Annotated in this window: 22 protein-coding genes; 12 read left to right on the top strand and 10 right to left on the bottom strand. The window is 42.6% G+C overall.

Features of this window, described 5'->3' with window-relative positions:
* Positions 1 to 30 precede the first annotated feature (30 nt).
* The 4 genes from FS736_RS06420 to FS736_RS06405 form a co-directional block, all read right to left on the bottom strand.
* The gene (locus tag FS736_RS06420) at positions 31 to 459 is read right to left on the bottom strand and encodes a MarR family winged helix-turn-helix transcriptional regulator (protein ID WP_144475512.1); all 429 of its coding nucleotides are present in this window, start codon (positions 457 to 459) and stop codon (positions 31 to 33) included.
* A 260-nt stretch (positions 460 to 719) separates the two neighbouring features.
* Entirely contained in the window at positions 720 to 1,466 is a 747-nt protein-coding gene (locus FS736_RS06415) for a GTP pyrophosphokinase (RefSeq protein WP_144475511.1), read from the bottom strand.
* Between the two features lie 39 nt (positions 1,467 to 1,505).
* Positions 1,506 to 1,916 (bottom strand): transcriptional regulator Spx, encoded by a 411-nt coding sequence (gene spx, locus FS736_RS06410; RefSeq protein ID WP_144475510.1) that lies wholly within the window; start codon positions 1,914 to 1,916, stop codon positions 1,506 to 1,508.
* On the bottom strand, positions 1,913 to 2,518 hold the full coding sequence (locus FS736_RS06405) for a TetR/AcrR family transcriptional regulator (RefSeq protein ID WP_251543632.1): 606 nt from the start codon (positions 2,516 to 2,518) through the stop codon (positions 1,913 to 1,915). Before FS736_RS06405 ends, spx begins: the two co-directional genes overlap by 4 nt.
* Positions 2,519 to 2,987: 469 nt before the next feature.
* Here FS736_RS06405 and FS736_RS06400 point away from each other — a divergent pair, with 469 nt between their 5' ends.
* The 7 genes from FS736_RS06400 to FS736_RS06370 are packed head-to-tail and all read left to right on the top strand — an operon-like array spanning position 2,988 to position 9,483.
* Positions 2,988 to 4,079, top strand: coding sequence for an ABC transporter substrate-binding protein (locus FS736_RS06400; RefSeq protein WP_144475509.1), 1,092 nt, complete (start codon positions 2,988 to 2,990; stop codon positions 4,077 to 4,079).
* A complete protein-coding gene (locus FS736_RS06395) occupies positions 4,069 to 4,926 on the top strand; it encodes an alkaline phosphatase family protein (RefSeq protein ID WP_144475508.1) in 858 nt (285 codons plus the stop codon). Before FS736_RS06400 ends, FS736_RS06395 begins: the two co-directional genes overlap by 11 nt.
* The gene (locus tag FS736_RS06390) at positions 4,904 to 5,752 is read left to right on the top strand and encodes an ABC transporter permease (protein WP_260983538.1); all 849 of its coding nucleotides are present in this window, start codon (positions 4,904 to 4,906) and stop codon (positions 5,750 to 5,752) included. Before FS736_RS06395 ends, FS736_RS06390 begins: the two co-directional genes overlap by 23 nt.
* Complete coding sequence (locus FS736_RS06385; RefSeq protein ID WP_144475507.1) at positions 5,749 to 6,657, top strand: ABC transporter permease; 909 nt, start codon at positions 5,749 to 5,751, stop codon at positions 6,655 to 6,657. The genes FS736_RS06390 and FS736_RS06385 overlap by 4 nt, the downstream gene beginning before the upstream one ends.
* Entirely contained in the window at positions 6,654 to 7,670 is a 1,017-nt protein-coding gene (locus FS736_RS06380) for an ABC transporter ATP-binding protein (RefSeq protein ID WP_144475506.1), read from the top strand. The genes FS736_RS06385 and FS736_RS06380 overlap by 4 nt, the downstream gene beginning before the upstream one ends.
* Positions 7,671 to 7,700: 30 nt before the next feature.
* Positions 7,701 to 8,516, top strand: a complete 816-nt coding sequence (locus FS736_RS06375; RefSeq protein ID WP_144475505.1) for a DeoR/GlpR family DNA-binding transcription regulator — start codon at positions 7,701 to 7,703, stop codon at positions 8,514 to 8,516.
* Positions 8,488 to 9,483: a histidinol phosphate phosphatase domain-containing protein gene (locus FS736_RS06370; RefSeq protein ID WP_144475504.1), complete on the top strand. Its 996-nt coding sequence runs from the start codon at positions 8,488 to 8,490 to the stop codon at positions 9,481 to 9,483. Before FS736_RS06375 ends, FS736_RS06370 begins: the two co-directional genes overlap by 29 nt.
* A 137-nt stretch (positions 9,484 to 9,620) precedes the next feature.
* Here the strand turns inward: FS736_RS06370 and FS736_RS06365 are convergent, their stop codons facing one another.
* A complete protein-coding gene (locus FS736_RS06365) occupies positions 9,621 to 9,830 on the bottom strand; it encodes a hypothetical protein (RefSeq protein WP_144475503.1) in 210 nt (69 codons plus the stop codon).
* A 138-nt stretch (positions 9,831 to 9,968) separates the two neighbouring features.
* A complete protein-coding gene (locus FS736_RS06360; protein WP_260983537.1) occupies positions 9,969 to 11,657 on the bottom strand; it encodes a methyl-accepting chemotaxis protein in 1,689 nt (562 codons plus the stop codon).
* Between the two features lie 418 nt (positions 11,658 to 12,075).
* Here FS736_RS06360 and FS736_RS06355 point away from each other — a divergent pair, with 418 nt between their 5' ends.
* The gene (locus tag FS736_RS06355; protein WP_144475501.1) at positions 12,076 to 14,235 is read left to right on the top strand and encodes a PAS domain-containing sensor histidine kinase; all 2,160 of its coding nucleotides are present in this window, start codon (positions 12,076 to 12,078) and stop codon (positions 14,233 to 14,235) included.
* Between the two features lie 148 nt (positions 14,236 to 14,383).
* Positions 14,384 to 15,220, top strand: a complete 837-nt coding sequence (locus FS736_RS06350; RefSeq protein ID WP_144475500.1) for an STAS domain-containing protein — start codon at positions 14,384 to 14,386, stop codon at positions 15,218 to 15,220.
* A gap of 506 nt (positions 15,221 to 15,726) precedes the next feature.
* Here the strand turns inward: FS736_RS06350 and FS736_RS06345 are convergent.
* Complete coding sequence (locus tag FS736_RS06345; RefSeq protein ID WP_260983536.1) at positions 15,727 to 16,623, bottom strand: carbohydrate kinase family protein; 897 nt, start codon at positions 16,621 to 16,623, stop codon at positions 15,727 to 15,729.
* A 274-nt stretch (positions 16,624 to 16,897) separates the two neighbouring features.
* Here FS736_RS06345 and FS736_RS06340 point away from each other — a divergent pair, with 274 nt between their 5' ends.
* On the top strand, positions 16,898 to 20,113 hold the full coding sequence (locus FS736_RS06340) for a M36 family metallopeptidase (protein ID WP_144475498.1): 3,216 nt from the start codon (positions 16,898 to 16,900) through the stop codon (positions 20,111 to 20,113).
* 144 nt (positions 20,114 to 20,257) lie between these two features.
* Here the strand turns inward: FS736_RS06340 and FS736_RS06335 are convergent, their stop codons facing one another.
* Positions 20,258 to 20,695: a VOC family protein gene (locus tag FS736_RS06335; RefSeq protein ID WP_144475497.1), complete on the bottom strand. Its 438-nt coding sequence runs from the start codon at positions 20,693 to 20,695 to the stop codon at positions 20,258 to 20,260.
* Between the two features lie 248 nt (positions 20,696 to 20,943).
* On the opposite strand from FS736_RS06335, the gene FS736_RS06330 reads away from it, so the two are divergent.
* Positions 20,944 to 21,576 carry a LysE family translocator gene (locus FS736_RS06330; protein WP_144475496.1) on the top strand — a complete coding sequence of 211 codons (633 nt, stop codon included), beginning with the start codon at positions 20,944 to 20,946 and terminating at the stop codon, positions 21,574 to 21,576.
* A gap of 98 nt (positions 21,577 to 21,674) precedes the next feature.
* Here FS736_RS06330 and FS736_RS06325 read toward each other — a convergent pair whose 3' ends face one another.
* A complete protein-coding gene (locus tag FS736_RS06325; protein ID WP_186326688.1) occupies positions 21,675 to 22,019 on the bottom strand; it encodes an avidin-fold protein in 345 nt (114 codons plus the stop codon).
* 341 nt (positions 22,020 to 22,360) lie between these two features.
* Here FS736_RS06325 and FS736_RS06320 point away from each other — a divergent pair, with 341 nt between their 5' ends.
* Complete coding sequence (locus FS736_RS06320) at positions 22,361 to 23,251, top strand: acyl-ACP desaturase (protein ID WP_144475495.1); 891 nt, start codon at positions 22,361 to 22,363, stop codon at positions 23,249 to 23,251.
* Between the two features lie 921 nt (positions 23,252 to 24,172).
* Here the strand turns inward: FS736_RS06320 and FS736_RS24190 are convergent.
* Complete coding sequence (locus FS736_RS24190) at positions 24,173 to 24,316, bottom strand: hypothetical protein (RefSeq protein WP_186326687.1); 144 nt, start codon at positions 24,314 to 24,316, stop codon at positions 24,173 to 24,175.
* Between the last annotated feature and the right edge of the window lie 285 nt (positions 24,317 to 24,601).

Below are 24,601 nucleotides of genomic sequence, written 5' to 3'. Positions count from 1 at the left end.
CACTCTCCTTATGTTCGTCTTGGTGTAAGGTTAAATCTCTTCTATATTCTTTTGGAGGCGTGTAAGCATTTGGAGAAGAGCTTCAGTTTCTTCATTTGTAAAACCTTTTAGGAAGCTGGAAATGAACCGTTGTTTTTCTTCGCAGTACGCGCTCACTCTCCGTTTTCCCTCTTCAGACAGCTGGACATAGGTAAACCGCTGATCTTCAGAATTTTTCCTGCGGATTACCATCCCGTCATCTTCAAGCTGTTTCAGATGCCTGGTCACCGCCGCATGATCAATATTGACTTTTTTCTGAAGTGCCCTCTGAGTGATTTCCTCCGATTCATAAATTACCCGGAGAATCTCAAGCCGTGATGGACTGATGCCAGCACAGCGCTCAAACTTCGCCATGGCTTTTTTGTTTATCTCGGACAACCTTTGGATGATGAGTTCATTTTCCATGCTGCCGTTCTCCATCTGCAACCGCCGCCTTTGATTAATTGATAGCTCAATTATTGATACGTCAACTAATATAGTATGAAATAGCCGTGAAGTCAAATGATGAACCCTGGGAATTTAAGGATCCCAACAGAAAAGCTAATTCTCTTATATCTTAAAGCAAAGGGATGAAACTTATGCTTCTGTTTTTAGGGAGGGATAGCTGACGGTGCGTCCCGCGGGCTGAAGGGCAAAAAGAAGCAAGGGATTATCCATTGCTTCGCGAGAGTTGAGACGACCTACCTTTTTAAGTCTTTAGGTACCTCCACCAAAAACCCATTAAGGAAGGATCGGACATTGTTCTTTTGTAAAAGAAGAAGGTCTTCAGTTGCATCATCCTGCCCTTTTAAATGGGCGACTTCATTATTGATCCTCTCCATTTTCAAATCCAGTTCAGCAGCGGAAAGGGCTGCGTCCTTAAGATCCTTTTTAATCCTTTCCGGAATCTCCTTATCATACTTATAGTAAATTTTATGCTCGAGACTGGCCCAGAAATCCATGGCGATGGTACGGATCTGCAATTCGACAAAGACCATTTCGACTCGGTCAGACATGAAAACCGGAATTTTAATAATGAGATGGAGACTCTGATAACCGTTTGGTTTTGGATTTTTGATATAATCCTTTCGTTCAACCAGCTCTATGTCCTGTTGTTTTTCAATCATCTGGCTTATTTTATAAACATCCGTAATGAAGGGACAGATGATCCGGATTCCGGCTATGTCTTTGATATTCTCCCTGATCGATCCAATTGAAAACTCAAGGTTCTTCCTTTGCAGTTTTTTCATGATGCTCTCGGGTGATTTAATTCTTGAATTGCAATGTTCGATTGGATTGTAATCATGAATGTGGATGAATTCTTCTTTTAAAATATTGATTTTGGTATTCATTTCATCCAATGCGAATTTATAGAGTAACGAAAACCTTTTTAGGTCGTTCCGCAATTTTTTAGGATTGATGGTATACTGCTGAGTCAATTCCTCCATTTGTACACTGCTCCTTGAAGTTTGAAATTCAGTTTCCTGCTATCCCTCGAGAGGGTATAAATGTTCCATTTTCCATTGCAGCCACTGGAATTTACGAACCTTCCTCGGAAGGAACTGGCGGATTTCCTCCTCGTTATACCCAACTTGAAGCTTCTTGTTATCCACGATCAGCGGGCTTTTTAATAACCGTGGATGTTGATGGACAATCTCCAGTAACTCAATTAAGGAAAGTTTGTCAAAATCGATATTAAGGGTCTTGTATGGAAGGGATCTCTTAGAGATAATGTCATCCGTGCCATCCGTTGTCATCCGCAGCAGTTCCTGAAGTTCACGAACCGTTAAAGGCTCCTCCATCATATTCCTTTCGACGAAAGGGATTTTGTTATTGATCATCCACTTTCTTGCTTTCTTCGTTGATCTGCATCCTAATCCATAAATCGTTACAGTCATTTATCGTGCACCTCCGAATGGTAGATTCCGTGTTTCAGCAAACTCATGCTAAGTTTGAACGATTCGATTGCCTCTTCATCCGATAAGCCCTTTACCGTTTTTTCAATTAAGTTGTTAAAGGCCAACGCAGAGACGACTTTGAAGATATGCAGCAGCTCTTTTTCTGCATGGATATTCAAAAGTTTTCGATCAATCAGTTTCCCAATCTTCTTATATTCCTCTTTTTCCAGATAGGCATCCCAGATACTTGTAAAAGAGCTTTCGACTCTATTTGTGGTGTAGAGCAGGGCATTTTTTAAAAATTGCTTCTCTTCTTCATCTGATAAGGCAAGCAAGAAGTAATTCTGGAGTTCAATCAGTGCCTCGATTAAGTCACCCTGATGTTTTTCCAATAATGCGCTGAAATAGATTTTGGCCATTTTCAATTTATCCTCTAATAAATAGAAATATAAATCGTCTTTATCCTCGAAATATTGATAAAAGCTGCCCCTCGATATTCCCGCTTCTTTCACAATATTCGCGATGGACGCTTCGAAAAGGGGAGCCCTGGTGAACTCGGTTTCTGCTGATTCAATAAGCTTTTTCCTTTTAGGCTCTGGCAAATTAAAAAACGTTTGCTTAGGGATGGTAATCACCTCAGTTTAGGGATGTGACACTGTGTCATATTATAGTTAAATAATATATGACACAGTGTCATATGTCAATGTAACAACATGTCATATTTCTTGAAAAAGGTGGATGGAGCAGTGCATCGCATCCAGGACTGATAGGAAAGATTGTTAATCAACCTTAATAATCTTTTACATAATGTTAATGAACGATAAATGTCTGCTTTATATTTGGTTGATAGATTTATAGGTGTAAACAGACATGAAACAAACATAAAGCAAAAACATGTCTGATTACGAGAAAAGAATTTCATTTTCAACTTCTGACGTAAGGGGGCAATCAGTATTCGTTTCCACTAAGGTGCGTTATGAATGTCCGAAGATTTTCAAACATAGGGGCGCCGGAGTTGTTTGGTGTCGAAGATCGATTGAATGAAAAAAACAAAGACAGGGAGAGGTTATCATGAAATTGACAAAATTTAAGGCAGCAGTTGGAATAGGAATGATTTCTTTAGCGTTAGCAGGTTGTGGAAATAGTGATGATAAAAGTGCTGCGTCGAATGTGAATGAAAAAGATTCTGTTGATACGATCATTGAAAAAGCGAAAACAGAAGGGGAGATCGCAAGTGTCGGGATGCCTGATACTTGGGCGAACTGGATTGACACTTGGGACCAAATTGAAGCTGAATACGGAATTACTCAATCTGATACGGACATGTCAAGTGCGGAAGAGTTGGCGAAATTCGAATCAGAGGGAAAGAATGGCACAGCAGATATTGGGGATGTTGGCATTAACTTTGGGCCGCTGGCAGAAAAGAAAGGATTGACAATGCCGTACAAAACTTCCTATTGGGATGAAGTCCCTGAATGGGCGAAGGATGATAACGGCGACTGGATGTTAAGTTATACAGGGACAATTGCTTTCATTACGGATAAGCAAAATGTTGATAAAGCACCAACTTCGTGGAAAGAACTTGCGAATGGAGACTATAGCATTTCCACTGGGGACGTGACAAAAGCAACCCAGGCGCAATTCGGTGTGCTGGCTGCAGCACTTGCGAATGGCGGGGATGAAACAAACATCAAACCGGGCGTTGATTATTTTAAGGGAATTGCAAAAGAGGGCCGCTTGACCTCCGCTGATGTCAGTGTGGCAAATTTAGAAAAAGGGGAAATCGATGTTGCGATCGTATGGGACTTTAATGGATTGAACTATCGAGACCAAATCGATCCGGAGCGTTTTGAAGTGACGATTCCAACAGATGGTTCAGTAGTGAGCGGGTATACAACAGTGATTAACAAAAATGCTCCGCATCCGAATGCAGCGAAGTTAGCGAGAGAATACATTTTATCGGATGAAGGCCAAACCAACCTGGCAAAAGGGTATGCTCGTCCGATCCGTGATGTGGAGCTGCCGGAAGAAGTTCAGGCAAAGCTTCTGCCGGATAAGGCATATGAGAATGCCAAGCCAGTAAAAGACTACAGTGCATGGGATCAAACTGCCATGGAATTACCTCAGTTATGGCAACAAGAGGTGTTAGTCAATGCCAAATAATAAAGTAATCATGATTACGTTGGATGGCTGTCGTTACGACACTGCCATCCAGCAATTAGGATTTTTAAATCATTTCGTTGAAAAGAAACTGGCCAGCCGTTTTAAGGTGCAATCTGAAACGCCCAGTAATTCGAGGCCATTATATGAAGTATTGCTGACAGGTGTTCCCACACATGAAAATGGGATTTCTACCAATTATTCTGTCCAAAGGTCGAAAGAGCAAAGCATTTTTTCCCTGGCAAGAGAGGCGGGGATGAAGACTGGCGCGGCTGCTTACCACTGGGTAAGTGAGCTGTATAACCGGGCGCCTTACTCGATGCTCGAGGATCGGATCCAGCATGACGAATCAAGAAATATCCAGCATGGAATCTTTTATTCGGATGATACTTATCCGGATTCACACCTTTTTCAGGATGCTCATCATATCATTTCCACCTGCGAGCCTGATTTCATGTATGTGCATTCGATGAATATTGATGATGAAGGACACAAGCATACTGGGAATTCCATTCAATACCGTCAGGCGGTCAATCGAATCGATACGATATTAGGAGTCTATCTGCCAATCTGGATGGAAATGGGTTATCAAATCCTGGTCACTTCCGATCACGGAATGGATGACTTCGGAAATCACGGCGGCACTATGCCTGAACATCGTGAGGTTCCGTTATTCCTATTTTCGGATTGTATCAGACCGCATATTGGTTCAAAAGTGGTCGAACAGCTTCAATTAGCTCCGCTTGTCTGCAACATGCTTGGGATTGAAAAAGGGCATAAGATGCAGGAACTAGACTGGGGTGTATTGGAAAGCGAGGAGGATTCAGTTGAAAAGGAAACAATCGCGTAAAACGATACTGCTATTGGTCCCGTTCTTTCTCATGACTGTGATGTTTTTAGTGATTCCTATGGCGCTCATGATTACATCAAGTTTTACGAGCGAATCCACAGGAGGCTTTACGCTAGACAATTATATAGAAGTCTTGACCAATTCCTTTTATTCACAGTCCTTTTTGAACAGCGGATTGATTTCTCTGTTCTCTGCTGTTGCCGGGCTTGTATTGGCGATTATTGTCTCTTATGCGATGACGAATCTGCCGGAAAAGGTCCAGGATAAACTGACTGTGTATATCAATGTAGCAGCAAATTTTGCCGGTGTTCCACTGGCATTCGCCTTTATCATCCTTCTTGGAAATTCAGGGGTGTTCACTCTATTTCTTAAAGATGCGAACCTCCCGCTGATCAACGGATTCAAGCTCTATTCATGGCAGGGGTTGGCGCTCACGTACCTATATTTCCAAATTCCGCTCGGGATTCTCTTTATTTATCCTTCACTGAAAAAAATCAAAAGAGAGTGGAAGGAAGCTGCTTTCATGCTGGGAGCTTCAAGCGGGACTTACTGGCGAAAGGTTGGACTGCCTAGTATTATGCCAAGTATTGCGGGAACCTTCGTCATTATGTTTGCCAATGGGATGGGCACGTATGAAACGGCTTATGCCTTGACCGGCAGCAATATCAACCTGGTCACCATCCGGATTGCTGCACTTGTATCAGGTGATATTTATGCGCGGCCTGTGATTGGCAGTACGCTGGCTGTCCTGTTTGCCGTCATCATGATGGCGATTCTGGCCCTGTCACAAATGCTTCTGAAGAAAGTCAGGAGGGATCTGGCATGAAGACAAAGAAAACACATTACATCAGTTACCTGATCCTCGCCCTTTTTGGATTGTATATGCTTTTCCCGTTTGTCTCTACTTTCTTTTATGCAACATCGACAAAGTGGTCCAACACGATGCTGCCGAATGATTTCACCTTTAAATGGTTTATCCAGCTGATCGAGGATCCAAATTTCATTTCAGCTGTCGTACGGTCCTTTACCTTAACGTTCACGACATTGGCAGTGGTACTAGTTGTGATGGTGCCGACCGTATTCCTGGTGTATACGTACTTCCCAAAGGTGGATCAATTCATGAAAGGCCTGGTCCTGATGCCATATGCCATACCTGGGGTCATTTTAGCTACGGGGCTGCTCAGGATGTATTCCGGTTCAGTGATCCCGATGTATTTGGTTCTGGTAGGCGCTTTGTTTATTGGCTCCTTGCCCTTCATGTACCAGGGTGTCCGCAATAGTCTTGAGAGCATCCAAACGAAAAAATTAATCGAAGCCGCCGAAATTCTGGGAGCCAATCGATTTACATCCTTCATCAGAATCATCCTGCCGAACATTCGGCTGGGCTTGCTGATTACGACTTTATTGATCTTTTCGAGCTTTTTTGGAGAGTTTGTCCTTACGAATCTATTGATTGGCGGCCGTTATGAAACGATCCGGATTTATATGCTTAGAAGGATGAATGAGAATGGCCACCTGGCAAGTTCCGTGATGGTCGCTTATTTTATCCTGTTAATCCTGATCAGCCTGGTGATTACGTATTTAACCTCTCCGGATAGAAGAGGCCGGAAGAATTCAAACCGCAAACAAGTTCCTGGCAAAAGAGCCGACAGAATATCGCTTGCAGAACCATTAAAATCTGTGTCCATTTTAAAAATCGGAGTCAAAAAAGAAAAGAGGCAGAGAATATGAACTTTATCGCAATCGATCATTTATCTCTTAGCTATGGTGAAAACAAAGTCTTGAAAGATATCTCTCTTTCGATTGAAAAAGGTGAATTGATTACATTACTTGGTCCAAGTGGATGCGGAAAGTCCACCTTGCTTCGTGTTATAGCTGGTTTGGAAACGTTCCAGGAAGGAGAAGTATATCTGGACGGAGAAGAAATCAGTGATCGGGCGCCAAAGGATCGGAATGTAGGGATGGTGTTTCAATCGTATGCGCTTTTCCCTAATATGACAGTCTATGAGAATATCGCGTTTGGCCTATCGGTTAAAAAGCTGGCAAAGTCAGTCATTAAGGAAAAAGTATTGGCTGCCTTGCAATTAGTGAATTTGGAGGATAAGGCCGATTATTATCCTGAGCAGCTATCAGGCGGACAGCAGCAGCGGATTTCGTTAGCCCGTTCCCTTGTGACGGAACCAAAAGTGTTATTATTAGATGAGCCTTTAAGTGCCCTGGATGCAAAAATCAGGAAACAGCTGCAGATGGATATTCGATCGCTGCAGAAGAAGCTCGGAATCACGATGATTTTTGTGACACATGACCAGGAAGAAGCGATGATTTTATCAGACCGGATTTTCGTCATGAGTGAAGGGAAGATCGTTCAGCAGGAAAGCCCTTCGGAACTGTATGCCAAGCCGAAAACTAACTTTGTCGCAACCTTCATCGGAAATTACAATATTTTATCAGCTGGCGAGTTGAAACAATTGGATTCCACTTTTTCTCCGAAACTTGGAAACAACAAATATGCGATCCGCAGTGAAACGATCAGTCTCGAACCGATGATGGGCGAAAAGGCCATCCGTTTTCAAGGGAAGCTGGAACATGCGATTACATTGGGAAGTACCATTCGCTGCTATTACAATACTGGTTCAGTGAAGCTGACAGTTGATCTGCTGAATCGTGACCTGGATAAGAGGGAACTGGATCAGGAGACAGAATTGTATATCCATCAGGATCACATTGTCGCGATTGAGGGATAGCAGAAATATAGATTGATAGAGGGCAGTGAAATGAATAAAAATCAGCGCCATTACTTCATTTTAGAACAATTGCAAAAGCAGGAAAAAGTGTGGGTGACAGAATTAGCGAGTTGCCTTGAAGTGACGCCGGAAACGATCCGCAGGGATTTAGCTGAACTGGAAATGAATGAAAAGGTCAGCCGGGTTCACGGCGGGGCCGTAGCTTTTAGTTCAGTGGAAAAAGAGATGGTCTATGCCAAAAAGCTGTCCCTTCACCTTGAAGAAAAGAAGCAAATTGCCAGATATGCGGCAGGAATGATTCAAGATGGCGATACCATTGGTGTGGATGTAGGCACGACTACTGTGCATATAGCAGATATGCTGGAAGATGTGCATGGACTGACAATTGTGACGAACTCTTTGAGTGCAGCCAATCGATTTAATCTGGCGATTGAGGAAGGAAGGATCACTGCGGAGGTCATCATGCTTCCGGGTGTCACGAATCCTTACCAGCTATCCGTCAAAGGAACGTACACAGTTGAATTTTTAAGAAGATTTAATTTGAATAAAAGCTTCATATCCTGCGGCGGACTGACTAAGGAGGCTGTATATGACTTTGATATCGAGGAATCACTCGTATCAGAGGTAATGATGAAGTGCAGCCGCGAAGCCATCCTCCTGACAGATTCCTCAAAACTGAATAAAAAATCCCTGTTTGAAATAGGACCGATTACCAACCTGACCAAAATTATTTGCGATCAAGAAAAGCCGGATGACTGGCATCAGAATCGATATGAATGGATCAACGTGGATCCATCATGGAGAAAGGATGGGAATCATGAAAGTAGACTATCATATCCATCTTGAAGAAGGTCCGTACTCCCTTTCTTTTGTGGACAAGACTTTAAAGGCAATGGAGCATTTTGAACCAAATGGGGAAATGCGGCATTCAAAACAATGGCTGAATGAAAGTATGGCGAGAATAAGCAGACGGTTAGCTGAAGGGGAATACTCCCAATGGTGGCTGGACCTTTACCTGCAGGAAGCTTTAAATAAAGGAATAAAAGAAGTAGGGATCGTGGATCATTTGTACCGATTCAAGGAAACAGAAGCCTACTTCAGAAAGTTCATGGATGTATCATCAAGTGAAGCAGGCAGCAAACAGGCCAAATGGCTGGACCAGGTGATGGTCAGAAGCCTCGATGAGTTTGTCAGTTTCATCAATTCCCAGAAAGAAGCATGGGCAGCAAAGGGAGTACAATTGAAACTCGGAATCGAAGCAGACTATTTTGTCGGCGGAGAAGCAGAGCTGCAGTCACTTTTAAGCGGTTATGATTTCGACTATATTATTGGATCTGTTCACTTCCATCAAGGGTGGGGATTTGATAACCCCGAGCTTCAGGATACATTCCAGGAATATGATCTAGTTCAGCTATACAAGGAACATTTTGAAACGGTGAAAAAGGCAGCACAAAGCAAGATGTTCGACTTTATTGCCCATCTTGACAATATGAAAGTATTCAATCATCGTCCAGACGAAGAATCCTTATTGGGAATGTATAAAGAAGTGGCGAGGGTCTTGGTTGAAAATGATGTTGCGACTGAAATCAACCCTGGCCTGTATTATCGATACCCGGTCAGGGAAATGTGCCCAAGCCCCCGGTTTTTGGATGTATTGGTCGCAGAAGGCGTAAAGTTCACGATGTCATCCGATTCACATTTTCCGAACGATCTTGGAATTTACTCGGATCAAATCAAAAGCATGCTGATGGGAAAAGGTGTCACAGAAATCGCAACATTCGAAAAGAGACAAAGTCTGATGAGGCCGCTTTAGACATTCAATATCCGTAAAGATTGGATGGTTAAGGCTGACATAACGAAAACTTAGAGAACTTGAAAAGTCTCTTTCATAAAACATATAGAAGAAGGAGGATAGCCATTTCGCTATCCTCTAAAATTTGTCGCGGGCTCTTAACGATTTTGGTTTCCGAATGAGACCTGGGAATGATCCCAGTTTCTCTCCAGCGTCTTCACGAATCTATGCCGATATTTCGCTTTGTTGAGCAATTGTTCAATTTCTTTCAAAATGGAGTGCCGTTCATCTTGGTCAAGGGCATTCATTAATTGTAACTTTAAGTCAGTTAATTTCTCTTGTTCTTCTGCAGAAAGATTGCTTTTCATTGGTGAATCCTCCTTTAGATTAATAGGAACGATTACCAATAGAGTATAGGAAGGATATTAAGAAGATGCAGGTGAATTATTAAGAATTTTTTAAGAAGATTCAGTTATTTATTAAAAGAAAAACCCGATCTCAATGGATCAGGCTTTGCCTTCAAGGCTGAACTGATTGGTGATTTCAGATAATGACGTGGCCAGGCTATTCAGCTTCATGCCGATTTGATCAGTCGCTTCCATCTGGTCGACTTGGCCCTCACTTGCTACTAGCATTTCTTCTGCGCTTGCCAGGGTTTCCTGAGAGACGGAAAGGAAGCGGTCGGCTCCTTCAGCTAGTTGCGGAAGGGTGTTCTCAAGGTCTTTTAGTTCATTTTGCATAGAATGAATCCTGCTGCTCACGGCGGATATCCCGTTCATCAGTTCGTCGAAGGAAGTTTGTGAGCTGCTTGCCATCGATAAATTTGTATTGATTTTCGTGTGAATCTCATCAAATTCTGTGGTGGCACCTACCGTAATCTTCTCCATTTTTCCGATGGCCTGGGTAATTTCCTCAGCCGTTTTTGCGGATTGTTCGGCGAGACTGCCGACTTCATTGGCAACAACAGCAAAGCCTTTTCCAGCTTCCCCAGCCCGGGCTGCTTCAATCGAGGCATTGAGCGCGAGCAGTCTTGTCTGATCAGCAATCGCCTTTACCATGCCAACAAGTTTCGTAATCGAATGCGAGTATTCTTTTACCTGGCGGACTGTGCTGGCTAATTGTTTGAAGTCTGTTTCAAAAGAGTGAATCATTGTGATTAACTCCCTCAGGTTTTTTTCGCCGCTGGCCGCGGAAGTATTCATTGTGGCCGCACTGCTCAACACACTGTCCATATTCGTTACCATTGCTTCAATCATATCCTTCATATCAGTAAAGCTTCGAACGCTTGTCTCTGAGCTGGCTGCGGTTTGTTCTGCTCCCGTTTTGACAAGATGGATGGCTGCGACGAGCTGCTGACTGCTTGCCAGCGAGCTTTGGGAAGAATCCATCAGCGAATTGCCGGTATTGCTTAACTCTTTTGTCGTTGCAGACAGTTCCGTAACCATTTTCATCATCTGCTCAATCATGCTGTTGTAGCTTTTTTGCAAAGAGTTGATTTCCGGGATTGAGGTCCGTATGACGGGAGCGCTTTGCAGATGGCCATCGCGGACTTTTTTCATCGTATTCCGAAGCTCGTTCAAAGGCTTCGTCAGTTTTTTGACAAACAGACTGATCATGATCGTCGCTGCTAATAGACTTATTATGATGACGATGATCGTAAAATAGGCCATTTCGTTAACGGGTCCCATATATGTACTGGTAGGAATCACAATCACATAAATCCCGTTGATTTCTTTCATTTCATTAAAAGCAATCGTGTAGTCGTCTCCATTGAATTCGGAGTGGAGCACCCCGTTCCTGTATTTTTGGATGGATTGAATTTGCTTATCAGAAAAGGTAAATGCAGACTTTTTGCTTGCGTTGAAAGGAGCAGCTTTTCCTTCTCGAATATAAAAGAAATCTGAAACCATTCCATCATCCTTAAGAGTTTTCTGCTGTAAGCGGACATTGGCCTCAAGCTGTTGTTTGAAATATTCTTCGTCACTTACATACACAAACTTCAAATTCTCGGCTATGAATCCGATTAATTGCGCTTCTCTTCCAAGGCGGTGCTCGACCGTCTCAACAGCCATATCCCTTGCTTTCACATAGGAACTGACACCCACGGTGATGACCGAAACCATCAGCAGGGAGAGGAATAAGAACAGAAGGCGAGTGCCCAGGGTGAAAGATGAAAATCTTGTGGTAAACTTCAAAATCATTACCTCCAATTATGATACTATCGACCTATTAAATTTAGTATACCGACAGATTGTAAATTGAATGTTAAGGTTTTGTAAGGTTAATTTTTCTATTTTTGGAAGGGAATAATTCTTATTAAATTTATGGCATTATGAGGACAAATCCAGTGTTTTTTAGGCAATGGAAAGTAGAAATGATGAGTTTTCGTAAGTTTTTCGCAAGATTCCAATAATTATTGTGATTAAGCTTTCGTTCTATACTTAGTGTGTTATGATAGGGGCAATGGTTCGTGTAATAGACAGCCATCATAATTACATTCAGTTTCATCACCTAAACATTTACATAAAATTTTACGATGAGTCATCACAAATAATCTAACTCCCGTTGCTACGATTTGGGCAGGAGCGCGGAAAGCAGAGGGAGTGTTATACGATGAATGATGTAAAAGCAGTAATGGAACTGACGGACTATTCTCTTTTGGATGGTGTTTCGACAGGGATTTTAATTATTAATTCCCAACAGGAAATTATGTTTCTAAATAAGAGTTTAAGTGAAAAGCTTCATATAGAGCCAAGTATGCTAATCGGAAAAAACACATTAAGTCCATTTTTACAGATTCTTTCAGAAGATGAAGACGGTATGATGGATCAATTTTTATTTGATGAGGAGCTTTGTGAAACTCATTTGTTTCAATGCAGGGTCCGCAATGAAGAGACCATCAGGTTGTTTGAATTAAGCAAGAGTGTCGTTTGTGATACTCAGGGAGATTGGAAATATTCGATCATCACCATTTCAGATATGACGGCCACTTTAATGGACGAACCTCATTATAGAGAGGCTGAACACCGCTTCGATACATTGATTCAAGCCATGGATGAGCTGATTTTCACAGTCAATACAGATCATATCTATACTGGTTTGTATGGGAAGTGGATGGATCGTCATCATCCGGAAGGAAATAGAATTATCGGGAAACGAGTAGAAGATGTAGTGAGATTTACACCTGACTCCAAGCACAAAGCTGCCATGGATGCTGCTTTTAATGGTTCTTCCTATATTTATGAATGCGAGATGGAGATCAATGGCAAGTCAGTCGACTTTCACGTTTCTGTTTCTCCTATTAGAAATGATGACGGTACCATTCTCTCCATTCTTGGGGTTGCAAGGGATATCACGGCCGAGAACACCCTTAAAAAGGATCTGAAGGCAAGCCAGGATCTTTATCAGAAGCTGATTGAGCACTCTCCTGAAATGATTTTTGTCCAGCAGGATGAAAAAGTGGAATACATGAATCCCGCAGGCGTGAAATTGCTGAAAGGAGATTCAGCCTATGATTTTATTGGCAAATCTATTTATGACTTCATTCACCATGAATATCATGGAATAGTCAAACAGCGGATTGCTCAGCTTCATGTAAATAGAAATATTGGCGTTTTGGAAGAAAAGTTCATTTGCCTTGATGGTACGATCCTATTTTTGGAGGTTCATGCGACACAAATCTCTATGAATAATCAAACAGGCTCACTAGTATTTGCAAGAGATGTTTCATTAAGAAGGGAAGCAATCCAATCGTTCGTTCAAAGTGAGGAAAAGTTCAGGCAGCTCGCAGAAAATATAAGCGATATTTTCTGGATCAAAGACATTACATCAGAGTGTTTTACCTACATCAGTCCTGGTTTTGAGAAATTAATCGGGATCTCCCCACAAACTATCTCACATCATGATTTGTCACCCTTGGAGTCTTATAAAATCGAACAAGATAATATTGATAGTGCCGATGAAAACGGGAAGATGGTCTCTTATAATATTAAACTTCCAAATGGAGAGCGCCGCTGGATTAAGGAAAGAGTCTTTTATGTCAGGAATACTGACAGCCACATGACAAGGATTGCTGGCGTTGCAGAGGACATCACATATTTAAAAGAAAGAGAAGAGCTATTGCAAAAGCAAAAAAAGCTGTTGATGCTGCAAAACCTTGCAGCCGGTATCGCCCATGAGGTGCGAAACCCGCTTACAAGTATTAAAGGGTTCCTGCAATTGATGAATGATCGGATTCCTGATCATTATTATCAATTGATGGAATTAGAGATTCTTAATATTGAAAAGTTTATTGAGCAAATATTGCAGCTAGGCAAGAATGGGAATTCACAGTTGAATCCAGTCGTAATAGTCGACTTGCTGGAAGAAGCTGTCTATAAAAATCGGGATGCAGAATCCAGGTTAAGCCTGAATGCAACGGGATTGACACGAGAGACGAAGCTGCTTGGCAACGAACAGCAGATGATCGATATATTGAATAACTTAATTGAAAACGCAATGGATTCAATCGAAAATCTTCCATTTGCAAAAGTAGTAGTGGAAGCAGTCACCGAAAATGACTTAGTCCTTATAAATATCAAAGATAACGGAAAAGGAATCAGTCCCGAAAGACTGAAAACACTTGGAGAACCCCACTTTGCCAATCATGAAAAAGGAATCGGGCTTGGATGGATGATTTGCAAGAAATTAATCGAAGTCCATAAAGGACAGCTGACCATTCAAAGCAAACTCAACGAAGGTACAACCGTGACAATCACATTGCCAATTTTATAGAGGGCTGTAGAAGCACAAGGACGATTTTGTGCTTCTTTTTTATGGAATGGAGGCAAAAAAGCAATTGGTACAAATAACCAAATATTTATCCTAATCAGCTTATATGTTACCCTTAAATAGACAATACCTTTTTAGGGAGTGAGAAACCATGAGCGAACAAACACAAGTTGATTTTCTTCAAAAAATATCTGATAAGATTCTTTTAGAGAAACAACGGCTCATTAAACACAAAACTCAGCTGAATTCCCACCAAACATCAACCAGAATTGACTCCCAGCTACAAGAGTGGCGTGAGAATATCGTTGACATATATGCACTTTCTGTTGCGAGTGATTTAGAAACTACATTCGAAGTATTAAAGGAATGGGGGCGGGAAGCAGTAGATACGTTAGTGAACTACAACCTTCCGCTGGAGATTGCTCTCGATGAAGTCAGAGACTATAGAAACCTTATAGGACACATAATCAAGGATGAAGCGATTGAGCTTAATTTGCCAATAGCCGACTTTTATGAATTATTATCTGACTTTGATGCCGTAGTTGACCGCGCTGTACATTGGTTAAGCATATCCTACACACGAATGTTCTACACTCGAATTAATGTAGCAGAAGCCTCTGCGCTGGAATTGTCCATTCCAGTCATTAAAATTTCAGATAAGATTGGCGTACTCCCTATTATAGGGGATATAGATACCCAGAGAGCTCAAGAATTGATGAACAAAGCTCTGATGAAAAGCAGTGAATATTCATTGGAACATTTAATCATTGACCTCTCGGGTGTGCCGATTATTGATACCATGGTTGCTGACAGGATCTTCAAAGTAGTAAGAGCATTGTCACTGTTAGGAATAAATACAATACTCTCTGGTATTCGCCCAGAGATCGCGCAAACCATGGTTAATTTAGGCGTTAATGTTTCGGACATCCCGGTAACCTCGGACTTGCATATGGCTATGGAGAGGTTATTGAAAGTAAAGATTGCTTAAGTTTAAAAATAGGCTCTCCTTGATCATTAATGATTAGGAGGGCTTTTGTTTTGGGGATTTGAGGCCACATAAGGGTATCTTTCGGGGGTAAAGATACCCTTTGGAAGCGGTATGAGGTCACATAAGGGTATCTTTCAGGGGTAAAGGTACCCTTTGAGGTGAGTTTGAGGGCACATAAGGGTATCATTCGGGGGTAAAGATACCCTTTGGAAGCGGTATGAGATCACATAAGGGTATCTTTCAGGGGTAAAGGTACCCTTTGAGGTGAGTTTGAAGCCACATAAGGGTATCATTCGGGGGTAAAAATACCCTTTGGGAGGTGTTCGTGGTCACATAAGGGTTCCTTTCGGCAATAAAGATACCCTTTGATGAGGCTTAGAGTTTACATAAGGACATCTTTCAGTAATGGGCACGCATCCGGCTTCTCATAATTTCGCATGTACTGGTTGTTTTGTAAATTGTAATAGAGAAGACAGAGACCAACCGTAAAGTGGAGAACAGACTCTTTATAAAGCCCCCAACTTAGTGGCAGAAAGTGCACCGGCTTTATTGGCAAACTCAGTATATTCCCGTAATTCAGCTTCATTGTTAGGGATACCATTGTCATGAAAACGGGATAGAAGGGCCGCCATGAACGCGTCACCGGCACCTGTTGTGTCAATCGCCTTTACCGGAATTCCAGGGACATGTACGATCCTATTTTTATGTATGGCGTATGCGCCGTCCTTTCCTTTCGTGACAAATAGGAAAGGGATATCCAATTTTGCAATGTGTTCTAACCCAATTTTAAGAGTGTCTGTTTCTGTTAAAAATTGCAATTCTTCTTCCGTCATTTTTACGATATCGGCTTTTTGAACAAAGGAAAGAATCGTTTCTCTGCACTGGCTCTCACCTTCCCATCGCTTCAGCCGGATATTGGTATCGAATGCAATGTTCAAATTTTCTTCTCTTGCATAGTGGATAGCCTGTTCCGTTGTTTTTCTGGCAATAGGGTGAAAAAGAGTGCCAGATCCAAAGTAAAATAGCTTACTTTTTTGAAAAGGGCCGTTATCAAGTTCCCCTGCAGTGATCCACTCATCAGGCGTTTCGTTCACATACGAGTGGAAATAACGTTCTCCCAGCTCGTTTAAGTAGATATAAACCGAGCAAATTTCTTTATTCGAATCATAAGAACAAAAAGAAAGATCAACCTTTTCCTTCGTTAATTCGCTCTCAACAAATTTACTGCTCTCATCCCTTCCCAATTTGCATAAATAATACGATGGAATGCCATGTCTGCTAACCCCGACTGCCACATTAACAGTGGCTCCCCCTAATAATCGCTGAAACGTTGTATTGGAGAAATCCGTTGCGATCAAATCAACGATTACTTCGCCCAGTGATATAATCCCGTGCTTTTTCAAAGTGCTGCTCCTTCCGTTCATAAAAGATTTATGAATAGTTTACCAGCTAATTAAGCTGCTTGGAAAGCGTGTGAGACATAGGGGACTGAGAACCGTCCGGCTGCCCCGGCGCAAACCGTCTCTGTGACCTATCCACAAGTCCTATCCTCCATAGTTTCTTAGTAGTATTTTCATGACCTATAGTATGTATTTTGCCCTTGCGTGAGAGGTAAAACAGAGGAGACTCACGTATTCTTTCCTTGAAACAAGATTTTTCGAGGAGGGTTATGTATAGATGAAAAAACGGAAGCTCGTGACGGCTGTATGTTCGACGCTGCTGGCTGGCCAGGTTTTGTTAACAAGCGGTATCCATGCTGATGAGGTAAAAGGCCCTGTGACCGCAGAGGGAATCCAAGAGGATCATGAGTCCCATCTGTATGATGTCCGAAATGTGGTAAACACTGTTCTGCCGAACCAGAATCAACTTGATGCGGCTAACAAACTGATTCAATCAATCGGTTCCGGAACGAAGATTAAGTGGAACAACCTGTTTGGCACCCCATCAACCGTTATTAAAGAAAAGGGATATTTAACAGCTCCTTCTAATGAGAGCGCTGAGACGATTGCCCGCAACTGGTTAAAGGAAAATGCAGCGCTATATGGTCTTCAGCCCTCGGACATTGACTCATTTGTGGTAAGCAAAAATTTCGAAATGCCAGGAACTGGGCTGCGTCCCGTTACCCTCCAGCAGACATTTGATGGCATTGAGTCAGTGTACGGAGGACGTGTGATCATCGCCGTCAATAAAGATGGCCAAATCCTTTCCGCAGCAGGAAATCTAAGCCGCAAAACTGGCCTGATTGCAGACTTCCAGCTTTCAGAAGCGGATGCGTTAAAGAAAGCAGTGGAACTGGAATTGCCAGGCGTAAGCTTTGTTTCAAAGCTGATGCGTACGGAAAACGGCTGGGCGGTTTTTGATGGAGGAGAGGTGCTGCCGGCTGAGCAGCGTGTGAAGAAGGCAACCTTTATAACAGAGGATGGTGTCCGGCCAGCGTTTCGGGTGCTTTTCATCAAGGAGCTGAATGAAGGCTTTGAGATGGTGATCGATGCCGCGAACGGCAAGCTTTTATATCAGCGTTCCCTCGTTGATTATCTACTAGAAACAGAGGGGCTGATTTTTGAGAACTATCCTGGTGCAACAGCTGGCGGAAAACAGGTTGCAAAGTCATTTAAAGGAGATCCAAAGGCGTCACCAAAAGGATGGCTGATTCCGGGCACAAGCCTGGGATTGACGACATTCGGAAACAACGCCAACTCGTATGCGAATTGGAGCAACTTTTTAGTTCCGGCAGATCAAGCTGTCCGTCCACTTGCATTAGACGGCGATTTTAGCTTCATATTTAAAAACGCCTGGCAAAAGACAAACGGGCAAACGACACCTCCATCCTATGCAGAGGACTTAAACAGTGCAGCGACGAACTTGTTTTACCATCATAATCTGTTCCACGACTATTTCTACAACCTGGGATGGACAGAAGCGGCTGGCAACCTGCAGCTTTCAAACTTTGGAAAAGGCGGAGTGGACGGCGATGCAGTCTTGGGACTTGTTCAGGCAGGAGCGCTGTCAGGCGGGGAGCCAACCTATATGGGCCGAGATAATGCCTACATGCTGACACTGCCAGATGGAATACCGGCTTGGAGTGGAATGTTCCTCTGGGAACCAATCAAAGGCGCATTTGAAGGACAATATGCAGATGGCGATTTTGATGCCGGGATCATTTATCATGAATACGCCCATGCGTTGACGAATCGTTTCGTTGCCGGCGGGGAAGCACTCGGCAGCCATCAGTCAGGTTCGATGGGCGAAGGCTGGGGCGACTTCTTTGGAATGCACTATCTAGTGAAAAAAGGATTGCAGGAAAAGCCAATTGTTGGAGCATATGTGACAGGGAATGCAGAACGAGGCATCCGCAGTTATGCACTTGATGAGGCTCCATACAATTATGGGGATGTTGGCTATGATGTCGGCGGACCAGAGGTTCACTCAGACGGCGATATTTGGGCATCTATTTTATGGCATGTAAGAGATACATTGATTGATAGACTAGGGAAAACAGAAGCAGAATCAGTCATCGAGCATCTTGTCATGGATGCGATGCCAATCTCCGTTCCTGACCCATCAATGGAAGACATGAGAACCGCCATCATCGCAGCAGATTTTGAACGCTATGATGGAAAGCACTATGAAGCTCTATGGACCGCATTCGCACAACGGGGCTTAGGGGCCAATGCATTATCCAAGGGCGGTGATGATACGGATCCAGTTCCTGGCTTCAACCATCCAGATGGACAGCGAAATGGACAGTTAATTGGTAAGGTCGTTAACGCTGCTACGAATAAACCGATCAAGGATGCACGAATCATCATCGGTGAATTCGAGGCAAGAACAAGCCCAATTGCGGTATCCGGGCAAAAGGGTGACTTTGGGGCATATATAACAGAAGGAACCTACGATATTACGATTCAGGCACAAGGCTTCGGATCCAGGACCATCCGTGATGTAGCCATCAAGGCAGGGGAAAAGAACCGATTAACGTTCACAATTGGGCCAAACGTCGCCTCATCCTTTAACGGGGCATCGATTTCCAATGTATCCGGATCATCGGACAGCAACCCGGTTAAGTTTGCGATTGACGACACGGAAGCCAGTGTGTTTGCCTCAAATACGCAAGAAAATGGGTTCCTGGGCGCGGACTTCATCGTTGACCTTGCGGGAGATGAGCCAGTGGAAATTTCTCATGTTCAAGTGAGTGCCATGAAGGATATCTCAGGTTCACGATTTGCCACATTGAAAAACTTCAGCCTGCAGACGTCAATTGACGGTGAAAACTTCACAACCGTCTGGAAAGGTAAGTTTGAAGCCGGGAAGCCAAGACCAACGGTAGCGGACCTTCACTACCAGGGAATCGATCTCCCTCAGCCAGTAGAGGCAAAATACCTTAAATTTGTCGCACATGATGCGCAGGACAATGCAAAAGGCTTCGTTCAAGTGGCTGAAGTGCAAGCCTTCTCTGAGCAGAAATCAAAGATTGAACCGCTTAAACTAGAACCAGAAGCACCGTTTGCAGCCGAAGGCACGGTTCAGGCAGGGAATGCAGGAACAGGAATCGGAAGTCTGGCAGGTGTACCAGCGACTCTCGCCGTTACAGAGAATGAGTTCGTGACAACGCAAAACCCAGAGCCGGCATCCCAGGGGGCAGATGGATATGTTGTGACCCTTCCAGAGCAATATGGGGATGGCATCCATAACTTCACACTAAAAGGAAGCAATGACGGGTCATATGACTATGATGTCTATTTCTATAATAAAAACTTTGAGCTAATTGGAAGTGTGGCCACATCTGGAGCTGACGAAACAGGGGTCATCCCGGGCGGCACACGCTATGTGTATGTCGGATTATATTCGGGAGCAAATGTACCGTTTACTTTTACAGCTGCTAGTCCTTATTAGGGATTATGATAAAAGAAATAACAACCGGAATAGCATGTTAAATCGCATAGGATTTAGCATGCTGTTTTTTTGCCGGCTGTTATATTGCATAGAATCTAAAGGGTTTGGTAAACCCGCTGGCTGAGGAGAAAATCTTTTAAGCATTTATCCAATTTTCTCCGCCAACTCTAAAATAATCCCCTCTGGACCACGAACGTAGCATAGCTTATAACTTTCTTCATATTGCTGGATCTCACTAAAGATTTCAGTGCCCCTATTTTTCAATTTGGCAACAATGGCTTCAATATCTTCAACAGAGAAGCAAATATGTTGGATGCCTAGCGTATTAGCAGAAGGTTGCTGAATCCCTTTTTCATCGGATGGTGTATGAAATTTGACTAACTCTATCCATACCTGACCATCTGGCATCCCAAGTCCTACACATGTCGTTTTAACATCATTTAGCCCAACTATTCTGTCCAACTGTTCTCCAGCCATTTCCCATTCCGCCTGCACTTCAAGTCCTAAATCAATAAAAAACGCCTTAGCCTCTGTTAGATCATTTACATTTATACTTACATGATCGATTCTTTTTATCTTCATATCTCACACCTCTTCTATTCCTGATATTTTTAAACCCAGTATGCGTGTTAGGACTATTTGAAATTCTAATTCGCTTAAAACGGGAATTCTCCTTCAACAAACCAGGCCTGATAGCACAATAAGGATGTCACCTTAATGGGCAAAGTCATCTGAACTTTCAAAAAGATTTATATTCATTTAATAATACGGTTTATATATAATACAGTGTAAGAATTACATACTATCGTTAACCAAAAGGGGGGAGTTATATGGAAAACTTTTATCTGTTTGTCCTCATGTGTATTTTTCTCATTATTTTACCTGGTCCCGATACTGCCATTGCGACAAAAAATACAGTTGCCATTGGGAGAATCGGAGGATTTAAAACAGTTTTAGGCACTTGTTGCGCCCTTATGATCCACACTTCTGCTGCTGTATTAGGCCTTTCGGCAATCATTGTAAAATCAGCGTTATTATTTTCTATCTTCAAATTCGCAGGTGCAGTTTACTTAATTTATCTCGGTGTCAGAACTTTATGGTCTTTGAGAAAAAAGGAAGAGGCAGCCACCGCTGAAGTGATCACCAAAACCCACCCTGAAAACGCATCCTGTTTTAAACAAGGTTTCCTTACCAATATTCTAAATCCCAAAGTTGCTGTCTTTTTCTTAACCTTTTTGCCTCAGTTCGTGGAACCTGGAAGTAATACCTTTATTCCGTTCCTTATGATGGGCATCACTTATACTGTATTGACTGCGGTTTGGTTTGTGCTTTATGTCTCCTTAATCAATCAAATTAGCGCTTTTATGAAAAAACCTAAAACACAAAATATTATTGAAGGAATCACAGGTGCAATACTGATAGGTTTTGGGATAAAACTGGCTCTAGAAAAAGCACATAATTAAGGTGGGTAAGCCCTTTGATTTTAACGATATCAAGGGTTTTTTTTGTTGGGTAACTAAAATCCGAAAGACTGAAAATGACCTCTCGCTATTTAATGAATTTAAATTACAACTTCCTCAATAATTGAATTTCCCTCAGTTTGTTCTGCATCTAGCCATTTCCATTTCTCAAACAGCCTGATCCGACCGTTAGACAGGATTTCAGGAGTTGATACACATTCTCCTCCTCTAATTTCATTTTTTCTATTAATGTGGTTATACCTGAACGCTAAACATCCATCTTCTTTAACAATACCAATTAGTAAGCCTTTGACAATTTCTCCTCCACTGTACGTTGCTGAGATAATATTCCCTTCTTGCTTATATTTAAAGGTTGTTTTGGAAGATACTTCGCCGTTAGCAGTATTATCAATTGATACAAATGTACGATTGTGATAATTAATCATATTTTTCTCCCCTTAATGTTTCTATCCTGGTTACGACCAAGAAGAATAAAGATATTGAAATGACTTTATATGTGATGAGTTCCATATATACATCATAAATGGCAAATCCCATCTAATACAATGCAGTCGTTTAATCTCTTTTCGGTAGCGGACCTGAAACCTCCATTAGCAACAGAGGATAAAAGTCCCGAAGTTATCTTGAGGAATACAAATCTTAGTTTTCTATAGTGTTAATATGGTATAGTTAAATTAGTAACAGGTCCTATAAGTTAGTTGTAAAAAGTTTTCAGGATTGGATTTCGGTTTATTAAACAAACTTTATTCGTCATGGAGGGTGTACTTTGCTAACTAACCATTTAGATTTCAGACTTGAACCAAAGGTCAGAGAATTATATGAAGAACATAAGAAGAGGGCGGAGAAGATAGACTGGGGCTATCACGAATTCCTGCCATGGGATAAGGCACAGGATTTCAGGCGTGTTCCATGGGACGAAAGCCAGGTGACCCTGCCTGCATCCGTAATTACGGCCGTTGAAACAGCACTCTTAACGGAAGTGAATCTGCCATGGTTCACCTCTTATCTGGATCAGACCTTCAAAGGATCATTAACGGTCATCAAGGATTTCGTCCATACCTGGACAGCGGAAGAGGATCAGCATTCAAACCTGCTGGAAACCTATCTATTAATCACGCGGAATGTCAATCCGGACAGGCTTCACCAGTTGCACAAGCAAACCGTTGAAAATGGCTGGAACCCTGACTTCCATACGCCATTTGAGACGATGGTTTATACCTCTTTGCAGGAGCTGGCCACCATGGTCTTTTATAATAATGTGGCAAAGGTAGCAGGGCCGCATGATCGGGATTTGTCCAGCCTGCTGCGGCGCCTGGCAAAGGACGAGACCTTGCATTACGCCTTTTACCGTGATGTCATAAAGTATCATCTGCAATTGGAGCCTAATTACTGCTACTACCTGGGGAATGTCATCATGAACTTCAAAATGCCTGGTGCCGTCATGCCTGACTTTGAAGATCGGATGTCCATCATTGCCAAGGAAGCCAATTACGGCCCGCTCGAGTATTTTGATCAGGTACTAGATGTCATTGTAGACTACTGGGAAATTGAAAAATTGCGGCCGATTGCACCGGAGGCTGAAAAAGCCAGGCTTGATATCCTGAGGTATCATGCCCGTTTAAAAAGGGTTAGGGACAGGTTTTATAAAACAAAATGATCAGTTGAAACCAGCGGGTGCATCTGCTGGTTTTTTTGTTGATTAATTATGTGATAAGAATGCGACAAGGGGACGGTTCCGGGGATTCGAGATCTCATAAGGGAGTTCCTTTCGCGTATAAGACACCCTTATGCATAGTGTTGAGGCTTCATAAGGGCACCTTTCACCAATAAAGATACCCTTATGCACGGTGATGAGGCTTTATAAGGGCACCATTCGCCCATAAAGAGATCCTTATGCACGGTGATGAGGCTTCATAAGGGCACCATTCACCCATAAAGATACCCTTATGCACGGTGTTGAGGCTTCATAAGGGCACCATTCCCCCATAAAGAGACCCTTATGCAGGGGAATGAGGTCACATAAGGGTACTTTTCGCTCATAAAGAGACCCTTATGCACGGTGTTGAAGCTTCATAAGGGCACCTTTCATGCCTAAAGAGACCCTTATGCACGGTGTTGAGGCATCATAAGGGCACCTTTCGCCCCTAAAGAGACCCTTATGCACGGTGTTGAGGCATCATAAGGGCACCATTCCCCCATAAAGATACCCTTATGCACGGTGTTGTAGCTTCATAAGGGTACCTTTCGCTCATAAAGAGACCCTTATGCACGGTGTTGAAGCTTCATAAGGGCACCTTTCATGCATAAAGAGACCCTTATGCACGGTGTTGAGGCATCATAAGGGCACCTTTCGCCCCTAAAGAGACCCTTATGCACGGTGTTGAGGCATCATAAGGGCACCATTCCCCCATAAAGATACCCTTATGCCCGATGTTGGGGCTTCATAAGGGCACCTTTCCCCCATGAAGATACCTTTTGGCTAGTATTCGAGGCCTCGTAAGGGTATCTTTTGCGTGTAAAAAGAGACATTGTACCTCCGTCTTATCTTATGAAATCACCATTTTTCCAGGAATCAGAATTAGTTGCGCGATTTTAATTCTGACTCGTGTACCAGTTCAATACTCCTGCTTTTTAGCATCCTGATTTCTACATAGCCTGAATCATACTGATGCACTATGATATATTCTTTTCCTTGATAAATGACTATTTCTTCATTAGCCAAATAAGACTCCTCCTGAGATGAAAGTTTTAGATACTTTTACCTAAAAAATGGATTGTTGAAACTTAAATATATGTTCATTGAATAATAAAATTTACAGTGGCAATGTGAGAAGGCAAGGGGACGGTTTTGGTATCTTGTGAATTGTAAGAATCTAGGAATCTAGCCGTATAATCTCGCGTACAGACTGAAATGAGCATTGTCATGCTTCTTTCTTCCTTGGCTACATGGCTTCAAACAAAAATACTTCGGTTCCCGCGTGAGACGCGAGAGCCTCCCCCGTGTCCC

The sequence above is a fragment of the Cytobacillus oceanisediminis 2691 genome, assembly GCF_007678455.1.
Lineage (GTDB): Bacteria > Bacillota > Bacilli > Bacillales > Cytobacillaceae > Mesobacillus > Mesobacillus oceanisediminis_A.
The sequence above is the reverse complement of the archived record's forward strand: the minus strand, read 5'-3'. Positions and strand labels throughout refer to the sequence as shown.